Consider the following 23732-nt stretch of genomic DNA (forward strand, 5'->3'; position numbering starts at 1 on the left):
GTCGCCGGAGCAGCGCCGCCGCGGCGCGTTCCAACAGAACGTGGCGCATCTACGCGACCCGTTCGCCTGGCTCGTCGTCGCCGAACCACTCCGGCCGCACGAGGTGCAACCCGAGCTGGACCGGCTGGCCCGCGAGATCCTCCCGTTGTCCCGGGGGAGGTGGGCGAGGCGAAGAGGGTCCAGTTGGAACGCGCACAGGCCCGGCACCGCGAGCTGTCCCGAGCGCAGCAGGGCAACGTCTGGCGAATCCGGATCCTGGTCGGCGGGCGCAGCAGACCGGATGCGTCGCGCACGGCCGGTGTCCTGTGCGCCGCGGCGGACCTGGCCGACCAGCCGTACACCCTCGGTTCCGCCGGGCCGGCGGAAGGCCCCGTCGACGGCCGGGCCGCCTTCGTGGCCGGTACCGACCTGTTGGTGGCGCTGACCCGGCCACCCCGCCGCGAGGTGAGCGGAATCCGGGTTACCGAGCCGCACCGGTTCGACGTGACACCCGAACGGCCTGGGCGAACCGCTGGCGGCTCGTTGCTGCTCGGCCGGGTGCTCGACGCGGCGTACGTGCCGGTCGGGGACCTCGAGGTGAGCACGCAGTCGTTGAACCGGCACACCTTCGTGTGCGGCGCGACCGGCAGCGGGAAGTCCTGGACGGTCCGGCACCTGCTGGCCGAGGCGACCCGGCTCGGGCTTCCCTGGCTCGTGATCGAGCCGGCGAAGGCCGAGTACCGGCGGATGGCCGGCCGGCTGCGCACCCTGCCGGGGGACAACGACGTCGTGGTCGTCCGGCCTGGCGACCCGGCGGTACCGCCGGCCGGGTTCAACCCACTCGTCCCGGCGGCGTTGCGGGCCGATGCGAGAGGCGGCCGGCGTTCGTTCCCGCTCCAGACGCACCTGGACCTCATGCGGGCCCTGTTCCTCACCGCGTTCGAGGCGCACGAGCCCTTCCCGCAGGTTCTCGCCGCCGCGCTGACCCGCTCGTACGAACAGCTCGGCTGGGATCTCGCCGTCGGCGTGCCCGCCTACGAGGGCGGGCGGCCCCGGTATCCCACGCTGGCCGACCTTCAGCGGGTCGCCACCGAGGTCGTGGCCGACCTCGGGTACGGCCCCGTGATGGCCGCCGATGTGCGGGGTTTCATCACCACGCGGCTGTCGAGCCTGCGACTGGGTACGACCGGCCGTTTCCTTCAGGGCGGACATCCGCTGGACTTCGAGCGGCTGTTGCGCAGCCGGGTCGTCTTCGAGATCGAGGACGTCGGCGACGACGCGGACAAGGCGTTTCTCATGGGGGCGCTGCTGATCCAGCTCACCGAGTACCTTCGGCTGCTGCGCGGCGACAACCCCGGCAACGAGCTGCACCACCTCACGGTCATCGAGGAGGCCCACCGCCTGCTGCGCCGGCCCGAGGGCGACCGGGTGGGCGTCGCGGCGAAGGGGGTCGAGATGTTCGCGGCGCTGCTGGCGGAGGTTCGCGCGTACGGCGAGGCGCTGGTGGTGGTCGAGCAGATCCCGAGCAAGCTGATCCCGGACGTCATCAAGAACACGGCGGTGAAGGTCGTACACCGGCTGCCGGCCGAGGATGACCGGCGCAGCGTCGGCGCGACCATGAATCTCGACCGCGACCAGTCGCGGACCGTGGTGTCGCTCGACAGCGGGCAGGCTGCGGTCTTCTCCGACGGCATGGACCGGCCGCTGCTGGTGGCCATTCCCGACGGTCGCGCCGCGGAGGCCACGGACGGGGTGACCGCACCGGTGGACCTGCTGATCGACCGGCGCAGCATGACGTGCGGCCGGGACTGCCAGGCCCGGGCGTGCACGCTCGCCGAGATGGCCGCCGCCCGCCGCGCGCTGGCGCAGCATCCCGCGCTGGCGCTCGCGACGGAGCTGACCGTCACCGCGCACCTGCTCAACCAGCCCAACCCGACGCTGAAGCCGGGCGAGCGCCGGCTGCTTGCCGGACTCGATCCCCGGCTGCTCGACTGTGCGGTCTCGCACGCGGTGGACGAGGCGGTGTCAGTGCGGTCCGGGCAACTCCAGCCGGAGACCTCAAGCGAGGACCTGGCGCGGCACTGCTCCGAAGTGGTCCGCGAGTCGCTGGCACGCGACGGTGACAATCACTGCCCCGACGATGACTGGGGCTTCATCGCCACGCCGTACCGCTGGGCGCCGGTCCGGCAGAAACTCAAGTCGTGGTCCCGGGACGACCAGGACCGGCACCCGGCCTCGGCCGACTGGGAACGCCGATACCGCTGCCCGATCCCGGGCGACAACAGCCACCAGCAGTACACGGTCGTGTCCGAGTGGGCGGAGCAGGACTGCCGGGAGCAGAGCGTCCGCGACGCCGCGACATTCGGGACGTCCCGGCCATCGACCATCGAGTCGATCGTCGGCGGCGTCGTCGCCGATGGGGAACTGTGGGACGACAAGGCCCGCGCCGCCCTGGCCCGGTTCACCAAACCCGGCTGGGTTCTGCACCATCTCGTGCCCGCCAGCCGGATGCGAAGGGAGAGCTGACCGATGGGCATCGATCAGCCACGGCCGCCGGACGTCCCGCCACCGCCCGCGCAGAAGCCACCCGACGCGGCCAGACAGGCCGAGTGGCACTCCCGCAACGAGGCCACCATGACGCAGCGACCGGAGCGGGCACCCGGGACGCCCCGAGACCGTTCCGACGCTGACCGGCCCGATCACAAGGCCGACCCACGGCAACCGACCTTGCCGGATGCCCATCAACCACGAGTTGCCCGGCCTGAGTCCGGCGGTGTTCAGGAAAACAGGGGCGTGCTGTCGACCGACTTCCGCAGGTGGGCGGCGGACACGCGGGTCGTCCACGAGGTCAAGGACGTCAATCAATTCCGCGAAAGGTCAGGGCACCATCGTGTGGACCTCAATCGCGTCAGGGCCGACTTCACCGCCGACATCAAGCGACTCGCGGCCGAGCGAAAGCCGGCCGACCGCCATCATGGGTTGCTGGTCGAGGTCCGCCTCAAGCACGTCGCGGTCGGCGAGAAGAGCGAGGCGCGGGCCATCGAGAACACCTTGAGGCAGGTCGGCCGCGCTGAAGGCATTCACGTCCGGGTCCGCGTCGAGGGCGCCGACGGGCGGCTCTGGACGGCGGGCGGCCGACTGATCGGCCCGCCGACACCCAGGCCCGATCCGGTCACGCCGTTCCCGCCGCCGCCGGTCCCCGGGCCACGCACACCGGAGAAAGCTCCGTCGCCGTCCGGCGGTGACCGTCCGCGGACGCCGCAACCCACGCCGCAGCCGCCCCGACCCGCCGGACCGCCGCCCCGAGCACCCACGCCGGTGCCGCCGCACACTCCTCACCCGCCGCCCGACATCCACCGCCGCTAGGAAGGGGCCATGACCGGACCAGACCGCCCGAGGCCGCCCGAGGCTCCGCCGCCGAGCCCGTCGACGGCGTTGGCGCACGACGCGTGGCAGCGCAAACACGAGGCGACGATGACCCAGCGCCCAGGCCGCCCCACCGAGCATCGGGCGCGGTCCGCGGACGAGACCGCGCTCGTCCCCACCGACCCGACCAGGGCGGCGCGGGTGATCCGCGGCTGGGTGGCCGCCGAACCAAAACCGACCACCGAGTACGAAAGGCTCGCCGCGGTGAACCCGGCGGACCGGGTGCACAACTACCGCGTCTCGTATGTGGTCAACTACGCGTTGCTGAAGGTGGGGGCGGTGCCCGGGCACCCCTGTCCGCCGGCGAGGTGGCAGGCGCTGACCGAGAAGGCGCTGTGGACGATCACCGCACTGCGGCAGTCGGACGCGAAGATCGGAACGTCGGAGAGCCTGATACTGCGTGACGCCCAGCGCTATCTCTACGGCACCCTCGGCGACGCCTGGCTACAGCGACACGTGACCAAGAAGTACCACGTGCCATCCGAGATTGCTCCGCTGCTGCCGGGGAAGGTCATCGACCGTGGTTACGAGCAGGTCTGCAAGCCGGCCGATGTCGCGTACAACGCGGCCGTCGAGGAGCTTACGGGACACAATCCTGGTGTCGGTCGCGGCAAGCCGGGGTTCGCACACAGCCGATCGGGTGGCGAGGCCTGGTTCGATCGGGGACAGGCCCAGCGTGCAGCGGCGGACCGCGGGCGTACTCCGGCACCCCCGCCGTTCATCCTCACCGTTCCCGAACCGGGCCGCCCGTCGGCGGAGTCGGCTGCCCAGCTCGCGCAGCCGCCCGGACACGTCGACCTCGGCCACGGCGAGTCGGTGAACCTCGAGACGGGTCACTACACACCCGGGTTCGGACCGAAATACTGACCAGGGCCTGGGCCGGCACGCGCAGGGTGGCCGAGGTCAGCCTGACCTTCGACCACCGGGTCTGCGACGGTGGGGTGGCAGGTGGCTTCCTGCGGTACGTCGCCGACTGCATCGAGTCCCCGCCGGTCCTGATCGCCACGCTCTGATCCGAACGGCCGGGCCACGGACGGAGGCCCGTTCACACGGCCCGCGTCGAGGAGACCAAGACCGGTAAACGCCTCGACCTCGGTCGCTCAAGTGCCCTAAGTTGCCCTGATGTCAGTCTGGATCAGCCGTTTCGATCCACCCGCCGCCGGCACCGACGGACTCGTACGCATCGCCGTCAAGGACGCCATCGACGTGGCCGGCACACTCACGACCGCCGGGTGCGCGACGGTGCGTGATCGGGCGGTCCCAGCGACCCGCGACGCCGGCTGCCTGGCCGGCGTGCGCTCGGCCGGCGCGTTCATCGTCGGCAAAACCACGCTGACCGAGCTCTGCATCAGCCCGGTGGGCGACAACGCGACGTTCGGCACCCCCGTCAATCCCGTGGCACCCGACCGTATCCCCGGCGGCTCATCCAGTGGCAGCGCCGTGGCGGTCGCCACCGGCGAAGTGGACATCGGACTGGGCACCGACACCGGCGGATCAGTACGCATCCCCGCCGCATGCTGCGCGATAGTCGGGCTGAAGACAACCTGGGGACGAGTACCGACCCGGGGTGTCTGGCCGCTTGCGTCCAGCCTGGACACCATCGGCCCGCTTGCCCGCGACGTGGCCGGCGCCGCCAAGGGGATGCGTCTACTCGAGCCGGAATGGAGGATCGCGTCACGTCCCGCTCGCCGGATCGGCCGGCTACGGATCAAAGGTACCGAGGCCGTGGTCGAAGAGATCGTCGACGGCGCCTTACAGGTAGCTGGACTCACCGTCCGCGAGGTGCGGTTGCCCGGCTGGGATCAGACCGGGGAAGCGCTCGACGCGATCATCCTCGGCGAGCTCTGGAACGCGCACCACACACTGCTCGACGCCGACCTCCCCTGGTCAGGGGGGATTTGACTGATCGAGGGCGGTAAACGAAAGGTGCGCCTGGCCTGCGAGGATGTGGGTGTCTACGCCATGTCCATAGCAGAGCAAGGTGCACCTTTCTGGTGAGTAAGAGTAGTGGGTGGGATCAGCGGCTGGTCGTCGGCTCGGACGGGAAGGGCCTGGTCGGTCACGCGGGTGCGGTCCTGCTGCGTAAATGCGCCGATCGGACCGGTCTGACCAGTGCTCTGAACAAGGTGCTGCCGCGCGGCAAGGGCCCCGGCTGGTGGGATCGCGGCACGGTCCTGGTCTGTCTGGCCGTGGTGATCACGCTCGGCGCCACAAGCATGTCCGACATCGGCCTGCTCGCCCATCAGAGGCTGGTCTTCGGTGACCGGCCGTCGGAGTCGACCGTCCGGCGCGCGTTGGCCGGTCTCAACGAGAAGGTACTGAAACGGGTCGGCAAGGCCCGGGCGAAGGTCCGCGCCCACGTGTGGGCGCTGCTCGCCCGACGCCCGCAGGGGTTCCCGTGGCTGACCGTGGCCGGGAAGCTGCTGACCGGCTGGGTGGTCATCGACATGGACGCCACGCTGATCACCGCCCACAGCGACAAGCAGGGCGCGGCGGCCACCTTCAAGAAGGGCTACGGCTTCCACCCGCTCGGCGCGTGGTGCGCGAACACGGCGGAGTGCCTGGCGATGCTGCTGCGGCCCGGTAACGCCGGGTCGAACACGGTCGCCGACCACATCCGGGTCCTGGGTGACGCCATCGCGCAGCTCCCGGCCGGCTACCGGCGCAAACTCCTGATCCGCGTCGACGGGGCCGGCGCCACCCATGAGTTACTGGAGCATCTGGAGCGGATGAACCGGGTGTGGCGCAGCGTGCGTTTCACCGTCGGCTGGACGATCACCGCCGCCGACGAGACCGCGATCGAACAGGTCCCCGCCGACGCCTGGACCGACAGCCTGCACCAGGACGGCACCGCCACCGGCACCGCGCACGTCGCGGAACTGACCGGTCTCAACCCCCGACTCGCGGGCTGGACCGGCACGCTACGGCTACTCGTACGACGCACGAGGCCGTCGGCCCGGCACGCCCGTAACCTCACCGCCCTGGAGAAACGCACCGGCTGGCGCTACCAGATCGTGGCCACCAACATCACCCGGATCGCAGGCGTGCCCGGCTCGCACCAGCCGCAATGGCTCGACGCCCTCCACCGGGCCCACGCCGGAGTGGAAGATCACGTCCGCCACGGCAAGGCGACGGGTCTGCGGAACCTGCCCTCCAAGGACTGGACCGTCAACCAGGGCTGGACCCTGACCTGCAACATCGCCGCCGACCTCGCCGCCTGGACACGGCTCCTCGGCCTGTACGACCAGCCGGACCTCGCGCACGCCGAACCCGACACGCTGCGCTACCGGCTGCTGCACCTGCCCGCGAGACTAGCCACCCACGCCCGCCGCCGCGTGCTGTCGATCCCCGGGACCTGGCCCTGGGCCGACGCGTTCACCCTCTGCTGGCGACGCCTCACCCTGCTACCACCGGCCACCTGACCTGGTTCCCCGCACCTACCAGCAGAAAGGGCCGTTTCCCGAGTCCGGAGACCTCGGCGCGTCCACAGCGACATGTGGCGATCCCGCACCCCACCCGAGTGGACAAAACGGTCAAGCCGAAACGGTCAAGCAGGGAGCAAAACCGTCTGACGGATCGAGGCCGACGGGGTGGGCGCGTTCGTCAACGGCGGTCTGCACGCCGGACGAGCCGTAACCACGCAACGGCTGGCCGAGGCCATGTCCATTCGCGCGGCGTGGCGAGCAGAGGTGACCGCGGCATTCAGTGAGGTCGACGTTCTGGCCCTACCGACGCTGATCGCGGCTCCGCCGCTGTCGGCCGACTACTCGGGCTTCCCACTCACACAACTCACCGCGCCATTCAATCTCGCCGGCGTCCCGGCCCTTTCCATGCCGATACCGTCACCCGGTTTTCCCGTGCCTGTCAGCCTGCAACTCGTCGGCCCGATGCGCGGTGAGGACCTACTCTGCGCAACCGGACTCGCGATCGAGAAGGCGCTGAAGCCAGGCTGAAACCCGCGATATGCGGACCGACGACCTTGTGCGCCCAGCTCGTACGCATGCGTCGAGCCATCGTCTGATATTGATCGAACGCTCGGTCGGGTCCGACGGTGTCGTAGGGTACCGCGGGCAGCGGACTCGGGCCCATAAGCGGATCCCGGTCGTGAAGCCGACCCGTCGCTTCCTCTTCGAGACCTGGCCGCTCCCTGCCGTGCTGGACTGCTGTCCACTGCCGAACTTCCTCATCGTCGCCGCGCGACGGGCGACCTGACCGCCACGGCCGGGTCGCCCGTCGGTGTCATCGCCGGTGGCGGCGGGGATTGCGCATCCAGTCCAGCAGTTCCTTCACCACGAACAGCGCGCCGATCTCGTCGGCGAGGTCGGCGAGGGAGACCCGTCCGGACAGCGGCAGAACGACCAGCAGGGCCAGCAGGAACGTGCCGATCAGCAGCCGTACCGGGGTCGGGCACCGGCGGGTCGGGCGGGCTGCTGGCACGGGCAGGTTAATGTCGTCCGTGGACGGGTTGCCATCGGTCGGACCGGATTCGGGGGTTGGCGACGCGGTCCGGGTTCCGGACCGGATGCGGTGGAATGTGGTACGGTTCATCTGGCAATTGCCTTCCGGCCGGTGCATGTGGAGCGCGACTCGGGGGGATTGCTTGGCTGGATCGGTGCTGCAACACCGGTCCAGCTTTTGTGTGCGGCGCGGTTGGTGTTCGCCGGCCAGCCGGCGATCTTTCCTACTGGATCCAGCGTACGGGGTCCACAAATCCGCGTCGAGCGCGATCGGGGCCGAACGGATGATTGATAAACGCCATCCGACCCTGCCGTGAAACATTCTCCTTTGGCGATTGCATTGGGTCGCAGACTGTCCAGAATGTGACTCTGGCCGGCGCCCGACGGTGGCTGCCAGCCGGCACGATCATGGGCCTGACCGGCCCGGATCCGGTTCTCGCTGCACATTCCGACGCTGGGTCCGGCCGGCGGAGATTGGCCGCATGGGATCGGCCCCTAGCCAGTGCCGATGGCAACTGCCATCATGAAGTTCTCCGTCTGGCAAGTGCCGCGTGTATTTGGCAGCCGGCCATTGATGCCGGCACGGCGGCGGAGGACATTGTCACCGGGGCGCTGGATGAGGTGGGCATGACGCAGGGCGGTAACCCCTTCTGGAAGCGGCGCAGGCTTGCCAACCTGCTCCGCGAGCACCGGCAGCGGTCCGGGCTCAATCTCGAAGAGGCCGCTTCGGCGCTCTACTGCTCGCCCACGAAGATCAGTCGGTTGGAGACCGGTCAGCGTCCGGCCAATCCGCGGGACGTGCGTGACCTCTGTGTCCTGTACAGGGTGGCCGACGCCCAGCGCGAGGAGATGATGGCGCTGGCCGTGGCCGGCCGGCAGCCCGGCTGGTGGGAAGCGTACGAGGTGCCCGAGATCCAAGGCCGCTACCTCGGACTGGAGGCGGAGGCCGGGAGCATCCGGGATTACAAGTCCAGCATGGTCAGCGGCCTTCTGCAGACCGAGGATTATGCCTACGCAGTCACTGCAGGCTACTTCTTGCCGGTGGACCCGCTGGTCGTGCGCCGTTTGACCGATGCTCGGATGCAGCGGCAACAGATCATATTCGGCCGCAGCCCGCTGCCCCGAATGCACTTCCTACTCGACGAGGCGGTGTTGCACCGCCGGGTCGGTACCGCCGAGGTGATGGCCGGCCAACTCGGGCACATGGTGGAGGTGGCCGCCTTTCCGGAGGCGACCATCCAGGTGGTGCCCTTTAGCGCCGGCGCGCATGCCGGGATGGAGACCACGTTCGCCATCCTCGACTTCGCCGATAAGGAAGCAGCCAGCATCGTCCATGTCGAGGACGTCTTCGGCGACATCCAACTGGAGCGGCCGCACGAGATCGAGCGGTCGGCGCAGGTTTTCGACCGGGTAGCGGCGGTTGCGCTGGATGCCGAGCAGTCGATCGATCTGTTGCTGGCGATGCAGGCGCGGTACCAGGAAACGGTGGGCGAGGACGGTTAGCCGCCGCCGTGGGCGGCGCGGGCAGGAGGCCAGCGATGACCATGCAGTGGAGCGGATCAGCCGCAGCCGGCCACGCCTGGCGCAGAGCTACCCGCTCCCTGAGCGGCGGCGGCTGTGTCGAGGTGGCAATCGCCCCGCACGCCGTGCTGATCCGGGACTCGAAGGACCGCCGTGGCCCCCGGCTCACCGTCACCCGCGGCACCTGGCAGCGGTTCGTCGGGGCGGTCCGCTCCGGCGCCGTCGCCGAACCGCCGCGTGTCCTGCGCGCCGCCGCCTGATCGCCGGTCGTCGTCGGCGGTCAGGCCCGGCGGTCAGGCGTCGGTCGTCGGGGCCGGCGTCGTGGTCGGCGCCGTCCGGTGCGCGCAATCGGCTGCGCGGTGGGCGACGGCCGTCGCATGATCGGCCCATGGCCGAGAACGAGGCACCGGACTACTTCGAGCCCGCCGGTGGGGCGGTGCTGACCCACCTGCTGATCGTCCGGGACGTGGACCGGTCCCGGGACTACTACCACCGGGTGCTCGGCGCCGAGGTGGTGCGCGACCGGGAGCCGGCGATCCTGCGGTTCCACAACGGCTATCTGGTGCTCAACACCGAGGGCGGGCCGACCGACGACAAGCCGGACGTACGGGCGGTGGCGCCGCCAGACGCGCGGACGCTGTCCAGCGCGATCAACATCCGGGTCACGGACGTGCGGGCGGTGTACGAGACCTGGCGGGACCGGGGCGCCGAGTTCCTCACCGAGCCGAAGGATCACGGCGTGGAGATCCGGTGCTACCTCCGCGACCCGGACGGCTACCTGATCGAAGTCGGACAGGGCACCGGGATCCTCGCCGAGATGGGCCGCCGACCACAACCCCGGACGTCATAGCTCGGTGACCACCAGATCCAACCGGCGCACCCGCCCGGCCGGCGCCGGACCCTCCTGCACCGCGTACCCGAGATCCCGCAGCGCGGCCACCAGATCCGCCGGGGTGCGCGGCCGGGCACCGGCGGAGAGCAGGTCCCGCACCAGCCGGCCCTTGGTGGCCTTGTTGAAGTGGCTCACCACCGACCGGCGGACCTCCCCGCCGACGCGCTGCTCGTGCAGCACCCGCACCGCCACGGTCCGCTCGGCCAGCTCGCCGTCGGGCTGCCACATCGCGGCGTACCCGGTGGAGCGCAGGTCGAGCACCGGCCCGCGGCCGGCGGCGGCCGGCAGCACCGCGGCCAGCTCCCGCCGCCAGTACGTCCCCAGCGGCCCGATCCCGGGCAGCCGGGCCGCGGCCGAGCAGCGGTACGGCGGCACCCGGTCGGCCATCCGCAGCACGCCCCACAGCGCCGAGGTGACCAGCAGCGACCGCCCGGCCAGCCGCCGGGCCGGCCCGGTCAGCGTGGCCAGGTCCAACGCGTCGTACAGCACGCCGGTGTACAGCCGGTCCACCCGCACCGTGCCGGCGGTCCGCAGCCGGGCGTTGCGACGCAACTCCCCGTCCTGACCGGGGGAGAGGCCGAGCGCGGCGCGGGCCCGGTCCGGGTCCCCGGCGCTCAGCTCGACCAGCGCGTCCAGGGTCCGGGCGCGGGCCGGGTTCAGCTCCGGCGCCGACAGCGTGCCGAGATCCACCGCCCGGCCGCCGCGGGCGGGACCGGACTTGCCCTCCGAGGGCGGCAGCAGAACGAGCACGCAGCGACTCCCCACCGGCGCGCGGGACCCGCCTGCCGGGCCGGGCGCCACCGACCGGCAGAGCGTACGCGCCCGGGTCAGACCCGCGGCAGACCGACGTAGTTCTCGGCGAGGCTGGTGGCGTACGCCCGGGAGGTCGCCACGTAGTCCAGCGTCGAGGTCTGCAGTTTCGCCTCGTACGGGTCCTGGTCGTCCAGCCGGTGCAGCATGGAGGTCATCCACCAGGAGAAGTGCTGTGCCCGCCAGACCCGCCGCAGCGCCGTGTCGGAGTACGCGTCGAGCAGGTCCGTGCGGGACTCGGCGTACCAGCCGGCGAACGCGTCGGCCAGCAGCGCGACGTCGGCCAGGGCAAGGTTCATCCCCTTGGCCCCGGTCGGCGGCACGATGTGCACGGCGTCACCGGCCAGGAACAGCCGCTGCCACCGCATCGGCTCGATCACCAGGCTGCGCATCGGGGTGATGCCCTTCTCCAGGATCGGCCCGGTGTTCAGCGTCCAGCCCGGCACGGTCTCCAGCCGGGTCCGCAGCTCCGCCCAGATCCGCTCGTCCGGCCAGTCCTCGATCTCCTCGTCCGGGTCGACCTGCAGATACAGCCGGGAGATCTCGGGGGAGCGCAGGCTGTACAGCGCGAAACCCCGCTCGTGGTTGGCGTAGACCAGTTCGTGCACCGCGGGCGACGCCTCCGCGAGCACCCCCAGCCAGGCGAACGGGTACGTCCGCTCGTAGCTGGTGAACGCCTCGGCCGGGGCGGAACCCCGGCTCACCCCGTGCGAACCGTCGCAACCGGCCACGAAGTCGCAGTGCAGTTCGTGGTCCCCGGCCGCGTCCCGGAACCGGATCACCGGATCCGCGCCGTCCAGGCCGTCCAGCCGGACGTCCTGGACCTCGAACCGGATCTCGCCGCCGGCGGCCAGCCGGGCGGCGATCAGGTCCTTGACCACCTCCTGCTGCCCGTACACGGTGATCGCCCGGCCGGTCAGCTCGGTCATCGGCACCCGGTGTGCCCGGCCGGCGAAGCGCAGCTCGATGCCCTCGTGCCGGGCGCCCTCCCGGTGCAGCCGGTCGGCCACCCCGGCCTCGGTGAGCAGGTCCACCGAGCCCTGTTCCAGCACGCCGGCCCGGACCCGGCGCTGCACGTAGTCCCGGCTGCGGGCCTCCAGCACCACCGAGTCCACCCCGCGCAGCCGCAGCAGATGCGCCAGCATCAGCCCCGCGGGTCCGGCTCCGACGATGCCTACCTGGGTACGCATGGCTCCTCCTCGTTCGCCGTCCCGCCGGCCGGCACCAGCCGGCGGTCCCGGCCGGCGCCCAGACCCGCGCCGGCCATCACCAGCACCGCCAGGCAGAGCGCCAGCAGCGGTAGCGTCCAACCCCCGGAGACATCCCGCAACACCCCGAGCACCAGCGGACCGGTGGAGCCGAGCAGGTACCCGACCGACTGGACCGTGCCGGACAGGTCCCGGGCGGTGGCCGGGGTGTCGGCGCGCAGCACGATCAGGGTGAGCGCCAGGCTGATCCCGGCGCCCTGGGCGAGGCCGGCGAGCACCGACCAGAGCGGGTACAGCGCGGGAACGGCGAGCAGGCCGAGCAGTCCGGCCAGCCAGCCCAGGCAGATCACCAGCACGATCGGCCGCTGACCGCGGCTTCGCGCGGCCAGCGGCGGCACCAGCAGCGCCGTACCGATGCCGAGCAGGTTGTACAGGGCCAGCGCCGAGCCCGCGCCGGTGGCCGGGACGCCGGCGTCGCGCAGCAGCGCGGGCAGCCACGCGAGCACCGCGTAGAAGACCAGCGACTGCATCGCCATGAAGCCGGCCAGCTGCCAGGTCAGCGACGTGCGCAGGATCGCCCGGGCGTTGCCGGCGACGGCCGGCGGCGAGGCGGGCTGGCGGTGCCGTGCCCGCAACGCCCAGGCCGGCGCGGCCACCGCGGCGCTGCCGCCGAGCAGCACCAGCGTCGCGCGCCAGCCGAGACCGGCGGCGTGCGCCAGCGGGGTGGCCACCGCGGCGGCGACCGCCGCCCCGCCGGTCATGGCCGCCATCGTGAGCCCGGTGACCCCGCCCGGCCGGGCCGGGAAGTCCTGCTTCACGGCGGTCGGCAGCAGGACGTTGCCGACCGCGACCCCGGCGCCGACCACCGCCGTGCCGGCGACCAGCCAGCCCACCCCCGGCGCGGCCCGCAGCAGGCTGCCGGCGAACACGGCCAGCATGGCCGCCACCACCGACCGGCGTACCCCCAGCCGCTGACCGAGCAGCGCCGCGGGGCCGGCGAGCAGCCCGAAGCACAGCACCGGCAGGGTGGTGAGCAGCCCGCCGGCGGCGCGCCCGAGCCCCAGGTCGGCACGGATGTCCGGCAGCAGCGGGGCCAGGCCGGCGATGGTGGCGCGCAGGTTCACCGCGAGCAGCAGGACGGCCAGCAGCGCCGGCCACCGGGTACGGGGCATGAGGGGTCTCGGGGTCTCAGGGGGTTGTGGGGGGTTGTGGGTCTAGAACGGGTAGCGGGTGACCGTGCCCTGCATGGTCACCCACTGGGTTTCGGTGAACGCCGACACGTTGGCCGCCGGACCGCCGAACCGGGCGCCCGTACCGGACGCCTTCACCCCGCCGAACGGCGCCACCGCCTCGTCGCTGACGGTCTGGTCGTTGATGTGCACGATGCCGGTCGGTATCCGTTCGGCGAGCGCCATCGCGGCCATCACGTCGGTGCCGATGATGCCGAGCGAGAGGCCGTACTCGGTGCCGCCGGCCAGCGCGGCGGCCTCGTCCGGATCGCTGAAGGTGAGCACCGGCGCCACCGGGCCGAACACCTCCTGCGCGTACGCCGGGGTCTGCGGGGTGACCCCGGACAGCACCGTCGGCCGGTAGAACAGCCCCTCGTACCGGCCGCCGGCGGCCAGCGTCGCACCGTCGGCCACGCTGGCCGTGACCAGCTCGTGAATGTGGTCCCGCTGGTGCTCGTCGATGATCGGGCCGAGCGCCACCTGGCCGGCCGCCGGGTCGCCCACCGGCAGGGCGTCCGCGGTGGCCGCCAACCGGGACACGTACTCCTCGGCGATCCGCTCGTGCACCAGATGCCGGCCGGCGCTCATGCAGATCTGGCCCTGGTGCAGGAACGCCCCCCAGGCGCCGGCCGAGACGGCCAGCTCCAGGTCGGCGTCGGGGAGCACGATCAGCGCGTTGTTGCCGCCGAGTTCCAGATGGACGCGCTTGAGCTGCCGGGCCGCCGCGGCGCCCACCTTCCGCCCGGCCGCCGTGGAACCGGTGAAGCTGATCAGCCGGACGTTCGGCTCGTCGATCAGCGCCTCGCCGACCGGCGCCCCACCGGGCAGGATGTGCAGCAGCCCGTCCGGCAGCCCCGCCTCCTCGAACACCCGGGCCAGTGTCACGCCGCCGGAGACCGCCGTGCGGACGTCCGGCTTGAGTAGCACCGCGTTGCCCAGGGCCAGGGCCGGGGCGACCGACCGGATCGACAGGATCAGCGGGAAGTTGAACGGGGCGATCACCCCCACCACCCCCACCGGCAGCCGGCGGGCCAGGCTCAGCCGCGGCTGCGCGCTGGGCAGGATCTCACCCAGCGGATGCGACGCCAACGCCGCCGCCTCGTAGCACTCCTGCGCCGCGGTGCTGGTCTCCACGGCCGCCTTCGGGGGCACCGAACCGGCCTCCCGGATCAGCCAGTCGCCGACCTCGGCCGCGGTTTCCTCCCACAACTGCCCGGCCCGGCGCAGCACGGCCGCCCGCTGCGGGTACGGCAGAGCGGCCCAGGAGCGCTGCGCCTGCGCGGCGCGGGCCGCCGCCGCGGCCACGTCGGTCTCGTCGGCCAGTCCGATCCGGCCCAGTTCCGCGCCGGTCGCCGGCGCCCGGACGGTGGCCTGGCCGCCGTGTCCGGCCACCCAGCCGCCGCTGTACAGGTTTCCGTTCCAGGCACTCTGGTCGAGCAGGCTCACGAGATCCTCCTTTGGCGTTCGGTCATCGGGCACCGGTGGCGTGCTCAGGGCTCGAAGCGCGGCTCGGTCCGCACCGTGACGTCCAGCAGCAGCGGCTCGGTGCGATCGGCCAGCGTCGGCACGACCTCGTCGAGGGCGGCCACCAACTCCGGGTACGTGCGGACCCGGCGGGCCGGACAGCCCAGCGAACCGGCCAGCCCGGCCATGTCGATCTCCTCGAACGCCGGCCAGGGCGCCTTGCCGCGGTGCCGCTCGGCCAGCCGGTCCATGATCGCGTACCGGCCGTTCGCGAGCACCACGAACAGCACCCCGCAGCCGTACCGGGCGGCGCTCCACAGTCCCTGTACAGCGTAGAGCGCCGAACCGTCGCCCAGGACCGCAACCACCGGACGGCTCGGGTCGCCCATCCGCAGGCCGGCGGCCGCCGGCAGCCCGAAACCCAGCCCGCCCATGGCCGCGCTGACGAACCCGCGCGGCGCCCGCGCCGGCAGCAGCCGGTGCAGGTCGGGCCGGGTTGAGGGGGTCTCCTCCACCACGACCGCGTCCGCGGGGAGCCGCTCGGCCAGCGCGCTGAACACCTGGGCGGCGGACAGCGCCGCCGGTTGGGGTTCCGCCGGGTCCGCCGGGTCCGCCGGGTCCGCGGGTGGGGCTTGCGCCGGGTCCGCGGGTGGGGGTTCCGCCGACCCCGCCCACTCTGCGCGGTCAGGCTTGATCCCGTCGTGGGCGGGGTCGGCGGAACCCAGCGGGCGGCTGTCCGTGGCAAGGGCGGGAGGGCGGCTGTCGGTGGCGGGACCCGAGGGGCGGTCTTCGGTGGGGGGTGGGAGGAGGGGGGTGAGGGCGGCGCAGAGGGTTGCCGGGTCGGCGCGGACGGCGAGGTCGGCGTGGCTGTGGTGCAGCTCGTCCGGGTCGTCGGAGACCACCGCGACGCGCAGCCCGGGTGGGACCAGCGGACCCGGCTCGTACGGGTACTGCCGGAACGCCCCGGTGCCGACCACCAGCGCGAGGTCGTGCCCGGCCAGCACGTCGCGCAGCCGGGACCGGCCGGCCGGCAGGTGGCCGGCGAACCGGGGATGATCCTGCGGGAAGCCGGCCCGGCCGCCGAATGCCTCCTGCCAGACCGGCGCGTCGAGCCGGTCGGCGAGGCGTACCAGGGCGGCCCACGCCGCCGGGTCGTCGGCGCCCGCGCCGACCACCAGCACCGGCGAGCGGGCCGCGGCGAGCAGGCCGGCGAGTTCGTCGGCGGCCGGACCCGGCGGGTACGGCGCGCGGCGCACCTCGGCCGGCGCGGCCAGGCCGAGCGCGGGGTCCAGTTCGGCCGACCAGTCGTCCATCGGCACCACCACCAGGGCCGGGCCGCGGTGTTCCACGGCCTCGTGCCAGGCCCGGCGGACCGCCGCCGGGACGTCCTGGGGCAGCACCGGCTGGTCCACCCAGACCGGGTACGCCCCGGCGAGGCGGTCCAGCCGGCCGGCGAGGAACGGCTCCAGGGCCAGGTGCCGGCGGTCCTGCTGGCCCACCACGACCACCAGCGGCGCCCGGTTGACCCGGGCGGTGGCCAGCGCGCCGACCGCGTTGCCGAGCCCGGCCGTGGTGTGCAGGTTCACGAACGCGGGCCGGCCGGTGGCGATCGCGTACCCGGTGGCCAGCCCGACCACCGATCCCTCGTGCAGGGCCAGCACGAACCGCAGGTCGTCCGGCAGGTCGACCAGGAACGCCACCTCGGTGGAGCCGGGATTGGCGAAGATGCGGTCCATCCCCCGGTCGCGCAGCACGGCCAGGGTCGCCTCCCGGACCGTGGTCACCGGCGTACCGTCTCGGACCCCCGGCCGGGCGGGCCGGGCTCGGCGGGCTGCCGGTCGGGAGCGTCCGACCCGGGAGCGTCCTGTTCCGGAGCGTCCTGTTCCGGAGCGTCCTGGTCGGTGGTGCCCGGCCCGGGAACGTCCCGGTCGGCGGTGGTCTGCCGGTCGGCGGTCTCCGGGTCGGTCCGGGCCGCCGGTCCGGGCCGGCGCTTGGCCCGCTGGATCTGCGCGAAGACGTGCGCCCGCAACTCGGCGAAGCGCGGCGAGGAGCGGGTGGCCAACTGGTCGCGCTCGTCGGGCAGGTCGATCGGTACGTCGTCCAGCACCACCGTCGGCGACCCGGACAGCACCAGCACCCGCTGACCGAGGTACACGGCCTCGTCGATGTCGTGCGTGACGAACAGGATGGTCACCCCGAGCCGGTGCCACAGCGACCGCACCAGATCCTCCAGGTCGGCCCGGGTCTGCGCGTCCACCGCCGCGAACGGCTCGTCCATCAGCAGCAGGTGCGGCTCGTACGCCACCGCGCGGGCGATGGCCACCCGCTGCTGCATGCCGCCGGAGAGCTGCCACGGATAGGCGGCGTGCACGTCGGCCAGGCCGACCGCGTGCAGGCAGTCCCGGACCAGTTCGGCGCGGCGGGCGCGCGGCACCTTCTTGCGCTTCAACGGCAGCGCCACGTTGTCCCGCACGGTGAGCCAGGGGAACAGGCTGCGGCCGTACTCCTGGAACACCACGGCCATCCCCGGCGGCGGACCGGACACGGCCGCGCCCTCCAGCACCACCTGGCCGCTGGTCGGGCCGAGCAGCCCGGCGATGCACTTGAGCAGCGTCGTCTTGCCGGCGCCGGAGGGTCCGACCACGCAGACCAGGTCGCCCCGGCCGACGGCGAAGGTGAGATCCCGGATGGCCTCCACGGTCCGGCCGGGCGCGGCGAAGGTCTTGGCCAGGCCGCGCACGTCCAGCAGGGCGTCGCCGGCCGGCGCCGGTCCGGTGGTTTCGGACATCGTGTTCAGCTCCCGTCCCGCTGCGCGCGGCGCAGCCCGAAGTACCAGCCCAGGATCCGCCGTTCCGCCAGGCGCAGCGCCGTGGCCAGGAGGAAGCCGAGCAGTCCCAGCAGCAGAATGCCGGTCCACATGTCGGTGACCGCGAAGCTGCGCTGGAACTGGATGACCGTGAAGCCCAGCCCGTTGCTCGCGGCGAACATCTCGCTGATCACCATGAGGATGATCCCGACCGAGAGACCCTGACGCAGGCCGGTGACGATCTGCGGGCTCGCCGAGCGGATGACCAGGTGCCACAGCCGGGCCGGCCCCCGGATGCCGTAGCAGCGGCAGGTCTCGGCGAGCACCTCGTCGACCGCCCGCACCCCCTCGATGGTGTTCAGCAGGATCGGCCACAGGCAGCCCGAGATGATGACCAGCACCTTCATCGAGTTGCCGATGCCGGCGAAGAGGATGAGCACCGGCACCAGCACCGGGGGCGGAACGGCCCGGAGGAACTCCAGCACCGGTTCGCAGAACGCCCGCAGCCGGCGGGACGAGCCGACCAGCACGCCGAGCCCGACGCCCAGCAGGCCGGCCAGCACCAGGCCGGTGAGCAGCCGCAGCACGCTGGGCAGCACGTCGGAGCGCAGCCGCCCGCTGGTCAGCCAGACGTCCGGGAACGCGCCGAGGATCCGGGACAGCGGCGGCAGGTAGTAGCTCTGGCTGTCGGCCGACAGCACCCACCACAGTCCCAGCAGCGCCACCGGCAGGCCGAGCGCGGCCAGCAGGTGCCGGCCGAACCGGCGGGCGCCCGTCATGCCGGAACCTCCCGGCGTACCGACGGGTGCCAGGCCAGCAGCCGGCGCTCCAACAGCCGGGTGCAGCCGTTGACCGCCACGCCGAGCAGGCCGGTCGCGGCCACCAGGGCGTACACGGTGGGAACGGCGCCGCCGGTCTGCGCGACCCCGATCTCGTTGCCCAGCCCGGGAGCGCCGATCACCAGTTCGGCGGTGACCGCGAGGATCAGCGCCACGGCGGCGGCCAGCCGCACCCCGGTGAGCAGGTACGGCAGCGCGGTCGGCCAGGTGACGTACCGGATCCGGCCCCACCGGCCGAGGCCGAAGACCCGGGCCGTGTCGGTGGCCACCGGGTCGACGTCGCGGACGCCGTAGAGCACCTGGATGAGCACCTGCCAGAAGGCCGCGTAGGTGACCAGCAGCAGCACCGAGCGCAGGTCGGCGCCGAACAGCAGCACGGCCAGCGGGATCAGCGCCACCGACGGGATGGGCCGGAGGAACTCGATCGTCGAGGAGGTGGCCTCGCGCAGCGGCGGCAGCATGCCGATCGCGAAGCCCAGCACCGTGCCGAGGGCGACCGCGAGGGCGAGGCCGAGGAACCAGCCGTGCACGGTGTCGCCCACGGCGGTCCAGAAGGCGCCGCTGCCCAGCAGGTCGATGCCGGTGGCGGCGATCCGGCTGGTCGGCGGCAGGTAGTCGGGGGAGACCAGGCCGATCCGCGGCACCAGCTCGCCGGCCAGCAGGAAGACACCGAGGCCGAGCGCGCCGAGCAGGACCGGCTGGCCGGGCAGCCGGCGCGCGGTCCGCGCGCCGGCCGCGGGTGCCGTACCGGTCACGGCAGCATTTCCGACACGTCGACCTTCTCCTTGATCAGGCCGTCGCCGAGCATGAGGTCGGCGAGGGTCTGCACGGACTCCCGGTTGACCTGGTCCGGCCACGCCGGAAGGGTGATCTTCTCGGCCACCGCCGGGTCGATCTTCGCGTACGTCGGCAGCACCTCGCGGGCCTCGTCGGGGTGCTCACGGGCGTACGCCAGGGACTTCTCGATGGCCGCGGTGAAGCGCTTGGCCAGGTCGCCCTTTTCGGTGAGGGTCTTCTCGTTGGTGAAGTAGACCGCGACGGTCATGTTCGGCGCCGCGTCGACGAAGTTGGAGGCGACCACCCGGGCGCCCTGCTGCTGGGTGATCGTGAAGAACGGCTCGACGACCCAGGCGGCGTCCACCCGCTTGTTGGCCACCGCGGCGGGCATGTCCGGGAAGGCCAGCTCGACGAACTTCACGTTCGCCGGGTCGCCGCCGGCCTTGCGGATGGAGGCCCGCACGGTGGTGTCGCCGACGTTCTTCAGGTTGTTCACCGCGACGGTCCTGCCGGCCAGGTCGGCGGCGGAGTTGATGGGACTGTCCTTCGGTACGACGATGCCGCCGAAGTCCCTGCCCTGCTCGCCGGTGGAGGAGTTGCCCTCGGCGATCGCCTTGAGCGGGATGCCCTGGGACCGGGCGACGATCAGCGACACGACGTTGCCGAAGGCGAAGTCGAACTCGCCGTTCATCACGCCCGGGATGGCGGCGGCGCCGCCGGTGGTGTTGACCACCTCGACGTCGATGTTCTGCTCGCTGAAGAAGCCCTTGGCCCTGCCCAGGTGCAGCGGCGCGACGTCGACGATCGGGATGGCGCCGACCTTGACCTTCGTCGGGCCACCGGCGGAGGAGTCATCCGAGTCGGACGACGAGCCGCAGGCCGCCGTGGCGAGCAGTACGGCGGCCAGGAACGCGCCGGGAACCAGGGCTTTGCGTCGCATGTGGATTCTCCCGCGTCCGGCGGTCCGGCACGGACCGCGTGATGGCTCCGGCGGTCCGGGGGTGGACCGCGTGACGGTTCCGGCGGTCCGGGGGTGGACCGCGTGACGGTTCCGGCGGTCCGGGCGGACCGCGTCGGGGGGTCCGGGCCGTGGACCCAACGGTTGACCGGGGCATGTTCGCAAAGCGAACGGCTGTTCTCATCTAGAACGTATGCGTGTGGTGGCGGTCACGTCAACGGGTCGGCCGGAAACAATTCCGGGCTAGTGTGCGCGCCGGTCGGTGCGTTGACGGATCGCGCCGGCTGGCATTACGTTCGAGATAAGGACGGAAGTCCGCATAGCGAACGCCGACACGGCTCGTGGCCCGGCCCGTCGCGTGCGCCGCCCGGCCCGGACCCGTCCGGACCACGCCGGGGCGGGCGCACCGGCCCCGGCCGGCGCCGGTGGCGCGACCGGGAAGGCGGAAGGCCGATGGCCGAACTGGTATCCCTGGCCGACGGGATCGCCGGGCTGGTAGGCGACGGCGACGTGGTGTCCATGGAGGGCTTCACGCACCTCATCCCGTTCGCCGCCGGACACGAGATCATCCGGCAGCGCCGCCGGGACCTGACCCTGGTCCGGATGACCCCCGACGTCATCTACGACCAGATGATCGGCATGGGCTGCGCCCGGGCGCTGGTCTTCTCCTGGGGCGGCAACCCCGGGGTCGGCTCGCTGCACCGGTTCCGCGACGCCGTGGAGAACGGCTGGCCCGTTCCCCTCGACCTGGAGGAACACAGCCACGCCGGGATGGCCAACCGGTACGTCGCCGGCGCCTCCGGCCTGCCGTTCGCGGTGCTGCGCGGCTACACCGGCACCGACCTGCCCCGGCACACCCCCAACATCAGGCCGGTCACCTGCCCGTTCACCGGCGAGGTGCTGACCGCCGTACCGGCGCTGCGGCCCGACGTCACCGTGGTGCACGCCCAGCGTGCCGACCGGGCCGGCAACGTGCAGTTCTGGGGCATCAGCGGGGTGCAGAAGGAGGCGGTGCTGGCCGCCCGCCGCTCGCTGGTCACCGTCGAGGAGATCGTCGACCGGCTCGACCCGGTACCCGGCCAGGTCGTGCTGCCCGGCTGGGCGGTGACCGCGGTGGCCGAGGTGCCCGGCGGCGCGCATCCGTCGTACGCGCACGGCTACTCCGACCGGGACAACGACTTCTACGTGGCCTGGGACGGGATCAGCCGGGACCGGGACACCTTCACCGACTGGATGGAGCGGCACGTGCTGATGGCCGGGGACCGGGCATGAGTGTGGACCGGGACGCGCCGCGAAGCGCCGCGCCGAGCGCCGACTGGACGGCCGACGAGATGATGACGGTCGCCGCCGCCCGGCAACTGCACGACGGCACCGCGTGCTTCGTGGGCATCGGCCTGCCCAGCACGGCCGCGAACCTGGCCCGCGCCACCCACGCGCCCAACCTGGTGCTGATCTACGAGTCCGGCTGCCTGGGCGCCAAGCCGGGACGGCTGCCGCTGTCCATCGGCGACGGCATCCTGGCCGACACCGCCGACGCCGTGGTCCCGGTGCCCGAGGTCTTCAACTACTGGCTCCAGCCCGGCCGGATCCGCACCGGCTTCCTCGGCGCCGCCCAACTCGACAGGTACGGCAACATCAACACCACGGTGATCGGGTCCGACTACACCGCGCCCGCGGTCCGGCTGCCCGGCGCCGGCGGTGCCCCGGAAATCGCGGCCTCCTGCGGCGAGGTTGTCGTCGTCGCCCGGCAGAACCGGCGTACCTTCGTTGACAAGGTGGACTTCGTGACATCGGTCGGCTACGGCGACGGTCCCGGCGCGCGGGAGCGGTTCGGCCTGCGCGGCGCCGGGCCGCGCGTCGTGATCACCGACCTGGGCGTGCTGCAACCCGATCCGCGTACCAGCGAACTGACCCTCACCCACCTGCACCCCGCGGCCAGCGTGGAGCAGGCCCGGGCGGCCACCGGCTGGCCGCTCGCGGTCGCCGCCGACCTGGCCAGCACCGACCCGCCCACCGCCGCCGAACTGACCGTGCTCCGCGCGCTGACCGGAGAACTCCCATGACCGAGCCCGGCACCCGGCTGGTGCTGCCCGGCTACCGCCGGGACCCCGCCGGTACCCACCCGCCGCTGGACACCCCCGCCTACCGCTCGACGCTGCTGCGCGCCCCGCACCAGCCGCTGGTGCTGCTGCCGCACCGGTTGACCGAGGTGACCGGCCCGCTGCTGGGCGCCGGCCGGCTCGGCGAGCACGACCACGACCTGACCCGGCAGCACGCCGGCGAGCCGATCGGCCAGCGGATCATCGTGCACGGCCGGGTACTCGACGGCGACGGCCGGCCGGTGCCGGACACCCTGGTGGAGATCTGGCAGCCCAACGCGGCCGGCCGGTACCGGCACGTCAACGACAACTGGCCGGCCCCGCTGGACCCCAACTTCGACGGCGTCGGCCGGGCCGTCACCGACAGCGCCGGCCGGTACCGGTTCGTCACCATCCGGCCCGGCGCCTACCCCTGGCGCAACCACAGCAACGCGTGGCGGCCGGCGCACATCCACTTCTCGCTGTTCGGCCGGGCCTTCACCCAGCGCCTGGTGACCCAGATGTACTTCCCGGGCGACCCGCTGTTCTTCCAGGATCCGATCTTCAACGCGATACCCGACCCGGCGGTCCGGGAGCGGCTGGTCTGCGCGTACGACCACGACGCCAGCACCCCGGAGTGGGCGCTCGGGTTCCGGTTCGACATCGTGCTGCGCGGTCGCGGGCGGACCCCGTTCGAGGAGGGCGACGATGACTGAGCGGCTCGGGGTGACGCCGGCCCAGACCGTCGGCCCGTTCCTGCACATCGGGCTGCCCTGGCCGGACGGGCCGTACGTGGTCCCGGCCGGCACCCCGGGGGCGTTCTGGGTCCGCGGCACCGTCCGCGACGGCGCCGGCGAACCGGTCCGGGACGCCCTGGTGGAAAGCTGGCAGGCCGACCCGGACGGCCGGTTCGACCACCCCGACGACCCGCGCGGCGCGCACCGGCCGGGCATCCCCGGCTTCCGCGGCTTCGGCCGCAGCCCCACCGACGCGCACGGCGGGTACGCCATCCACACCGTCAGACCGGGTCCGCTGCCCGGCCCCGAGGGGAGACCGAGGCGCCGCACCTGGACCTGTCGATCTTCGCCCGCGGGTTGCTGCACCGGGTGGTGACCCGGCTGTACTTTCCGGACGAGGAGCCGGCCAACGCGGCGGACCCGGTGCTGGCCGGCGTCGACCCGGCGCGGCGCGACACGTTGCTGGCCCGCGCCGAGCCGGCCGGGTTCCGTCTCGACATCCGGTTGCAGGGCGACGATGAGACCGTCTTCTTCGCCATCTGAGGGCGCCG

24 protein-coding genes and 1 pseudogene are annotated in these 23732 nt (G+C 72.6%); 15 read left to right on the top strand and 10 right to left on the bottom strand.

Going from position 1 to position 23732, the window contains the following annotated elements:
- The first annotated feature begins 159 nt into the window (after nt 1–159).
- The 7 genes and pseudogenes from CIK06_RS13240 to CIK06_RS13265 all read left to right on the top strand — a co-directional run bounded on the left by CIK06_RS13240 (nt 160) and on the right by CIK06_RS13265 (nt 7358).
- Nucleotides 160–2505: an ATP-binding protein gene (locus CIK06_RS13240; protein WP_198348236.1), complete on the top strand. Its 2346-nt coding sequence runs from the start codon at nt 160–162 to the stop codon at nt 2503–2505.
- A gap of 3 nt (nt 2506–2508) precedes the next feature.
- Nucleotides 2509–3345: a hypothetical protein gene (locus CIK06_RS29345; RefSeq protein WP_157756742.1), complete on the top strand. Its 837-nt coding sequence runs from the start codon at nt 2509–2511 to the stop codon at nt 3343–3345.
- Between the two features lie 201 nt (nt 3346–3546).
- Nucleotides 3547–4272, top strand: a complete 726-nt coding sequence (locus tag CIK06_RS30970) for a hypothetical protein (RefSeq protein ID WP_232534188.1) — start codon at nt 3547–3549, stop codon at nt 4270–4272.
- 20 nt (nt 4273–4292) lie between these two features.
- Nucleotides 4293–4418: pseudogene (locus CIK06_RS30975) on the top strand (2-oxo acid dehydrogenase subunit E2); the annotation flags it as partial.
- Between the two features lie 109 nt (nt 4419–4527).
- Nucleotides 4528–5307 carry an amidase gene (locus tag CIK06_RS13255; RefSeq protein WP_095565095.1) on the top strand — a complete coding sequence of 260 codons (780 nt, stop codon included), beginning with the start codon at nt 4528–4530 and terminating at the stop codon, nt 5305–5307.
- A 92-nt stretch (nt 5308–5399) separates the two neighbouring features.
- Nucleotides 5400–6827: an IS1380 family transposase gene (locus CIK06_RS13260; RefSeq protein ID WP_198347926.1), complete on the top strand. Its 1428-nt coding sequence runs from the start codon at nt 5400–5402 to the stop codon at nt 6825–6827.
- A gap of 168 nt (nt 6828–6995) precedes the next feature.
- Nucleotides 6996–7358, top strand: coding sequence for an amidase family protein (locus CIK06_RS13265; protein WP_095565096.1), 363 nt, complete (start codon nt 6996–6998; stop codon nt 7356–7358).
- A gap of 286 nt (nt 7359–7644) precedes the next feature.
- Here the strand turns inward: CIK06_RS13265 and CIK06_RS29355 are convergent, their stop codons facing one another.
- The gene (locus CIK06_RS29355; protein WP_157756743.1) at nt 7645–7842 is read right to left on the bottom strand and encodes a hypothetical protein; all 198 of its coding nucleotides are present in this window, start codon (nt 7840–7842) and stop codon (nt 7645–7647) included.
- A gap of 383 nt (nt 7843–8225) precedes the next feature.
- On the opposite strand from CIK06_RS29355, the gene CIK06_RS13275 reads away from it, so the two are divergent.
- The 3 genes from CIK06_RS13275 to CIK06_RS13285 all read left to right on the top strand — a co-directional run bounded on the left by CIK06_RS13275 (nt 8226) and on the right by CIK06_RS13285 (nt 10233).
- Nucleotides 8226–9365, top strand: a complete 1140-nt coding sequence (locus CIK06_RS13275; protein ID WP_157756744.1) for a helix-turn-helix transcriptional regulator — start codon at nt 8226–8228, stop codon at nt 9363–9365.
- 35 nt (nt 9366–9400) lie between these two features.
- Nucleotides 9401–9643, top strand: coding sequence for a DUF397 domain-containing protein (locus tag CIK06_RS13280; RefSeq protein ID WP_232534189.1), 243 nt, complete (start codon nt 9401–9403; stop codon nt 9641–9643).
- A 128-nt stretch (nt 9644–9771) separates the two neighbouring features.
- On the top strand, nt 9772–10233 hold the full coding sequence (locus CIK06_RS13285; protein WP_095565099.1) for a VOC family protein: 462 nt from the start codon (nt 9772–9774) through the stop codon (nt 10231–10233).
- Here the strand turns inward: CIK06_RS13285 and yaaA are convergent.
- The 9 genes from yaaA to CIK06_RS13330 form a co-directional block, all read right to left on the bottom strand.
- Nucleotides 10228–11025: a peroxide stress protein YaaA gene (gene yaaA, locus CIK06_RS13290; RefSeq protein ID WP_095565100.1), complete on the bottom strand. Its 798-nt coding sequence runs from the start codon at nt 11023–11025 to the stop codon at nt 10228–10230. The genes CIK06_RS13285 and yaaA overlap by 6 nt on opposite strands.
- A gap of 77 nt (nt 11026–11102) precedes the next feature.
- Nucleotides 11103–12275, bottom strand: coding sequence for a 4-hydroxybenzoate 3-monooxygenase (locus CIK06_RS13295; RefSeq protein WP_095565101.1), 1173 nt, complete (start codon nt 12273–12275; stop codon nt 11103–11105).
- Nucleotides 12260–13465 carry an MFS transporter gene (locus CIK06_RS13300; protein ID WP_095565102.1) on the bottom strand — a complete coding sequence of 402 codons (1206 nt, stop codon included), beginning with the start codon at nt 13463–13465 and terminating at the stop codon, nt 12260–12262. Before CIK06_RS13300 ends, CIK06_RS13295 begins: the two co-directional genes overlap by 16 nt.
- A gap of 42 nt (nt 13466–13507) precedes the next feature.
- Nucleotides 13508–14968, bottom strand: a complete 1461-nt coding sequence (locus tag CIK06_RS13305) for a benzaldehyde dehydrogenase (RefSeq protein WP_095565103.1) — start codon at nt 14966–14968, stop codon at nt 13508–13510.
- 44 nt (nt 14969–15012) lie between these two features.
- Complete coding sequence (locus CIK06_RS30980; protein ID WP_232534190.1) at nt 15013–16770, bottom strand: thiamine pyrophosphate-dependent enzyme; 1758 nt, start codon at nt 16768–16770, stop codon at nt 15013–15015.
- Nucleotides 16767–17774, bottom strand: a complete 1008-nt coding sequence (locus CIK06_RS13315) for an ABC transporter ATP-binding protein (RefSeq protein ID WP_095565104.1) — start codon at nt 17772–17774, stop codon at nt 16767–16769. The genes CIK06_RS30980 and CIK06_RS13315 overlap by 4 nt, the downstream gene beginning before the upstream one ends.
- A gap of 5 nt (nt 17775–17779) precedes the next feature.
- The gene (locus CIK06_RS13320) at nt 17780–18571 is read right to left on the bottom strand and encodes an ABC transporter permease (RefSeq protein ID WP_095565105.1); all 792 of its coding nucleotides are present in this window, start codon (nt 18569–18571) and stop codon (nt 17780–17782) included.
- Nucleotides 18568–19386 carry an ABC transporter permease gene (locus tag CIK06_RS13325; RefSeq protein ID WP_198348237.1) on the bottom strand — a complete coding sequence of 273 codons (819 nt, stop codon included), beginning with the start codon at nt 19384–19386 and terminating at the stop codon, nt 18568–18570. The genes CIK06_RS13320 and CIK06_RS13325 overlap by 4 nt, the downstream gene beginning before the upstream one ends.
- Nucleotides 19383–20348, bottom strand: coding sequence for an ABC transporter substrate-binding protein (locus CIK06_RS13330; RefSeq protein ID WP_095565106.1), 966 nt, complete (start codon nt 20346–20348; stop codon nt 19383–19385). The genes CIK06_RS13325 and CIK06_RS13330 overlap by 4 nt, the downstream gene beginning before the upstream one ends.
- Before the next feature lie 471 nt (nt 20349–20819).
- Between CIK06_RS13330 and CIK06_RS13335 the strand changes: the two genes are divergently transcribed.
- The 5 genes from CIK06_RS13335 to CIK06_RS30985 are packed head-to-tail and all read left to right on the top strand — an operon-like array spanning nt 20820 to nt 23724.
- Nucleotides 20820–21638: a CoA transferase subunit A gene (locus tag CIK06_RS13335; protein ID WP_095565107.1), complete on the top strand. Its 819-nt coding sequence runs from the start codon at nt 20820–20822 to the stop codon at nt 21636–21638.
- Nucleotides 21635–22429: a CoA-transferase subunit beta gene (locus tag CIK06_RS13340; RefSeq protein ID WP_095565108.1), complete on the top strand. Its 795-nt coding sequence runs from the start codon at nt 21635–21637 to the stop codon at nt 22427–22429. Before CIK06_RS13335 ends, CIK06_RS13340 begins: the two co-directional genes overlap by 4 nt.
- A complete protein-coding gene (pcaH, locus tag CIK06_RS13345) occupies nt 22426–23160 on the top strand; it encodes a protocatechuate 3,4-dioxygenase subunit beta (protein ID WP_095565109.1) in 735 nt (244 codons plus the stop codon). Before CIK06_RS13340 ends, pcaH begins: the two co-directional genes overlap by 4 nt.
- The gene (locus CIK06_RS13350) at nt 23153–23557 is read left to right on the top strand and encodes a hypothetical protein (RefSeq protein ID WP_232534191.1); all 405 of its coding nucleotides are present in this window, start codon (nt 23153–23155) and stop codon (nt 23555–23557) included. The genes pcaH and CIK06_RS13350 overlap by 8 nt, the downstream gene beginning before the upstream one ends.
- Nucleotides 23551–23724: a hypothetical protein gene (locus CIK06_RS30985; protein ID WP_232534192.1), complete on the top strand. Its 174-nt coding sequence runs from the start codon at nt 23551–23553 to the stop codon at nt 23722–23724. Before CIK06_RS13350 ends, CIK06_RS30985 begins: the two co-directional genes overlap by 7 nt.
- The last annotated feature ends 8 nt before the right edge of the window (nt 23725–23732 follow it).

The sequence above is a fragment of the Plantactinospora sp. KBS50 genome, assembly GCF_002285795.1.
Lineage (GTDB): Bacteria > Actinomycetota > Actinomycetes > Mycobacteriales > Micromonosporaceae > KBS50.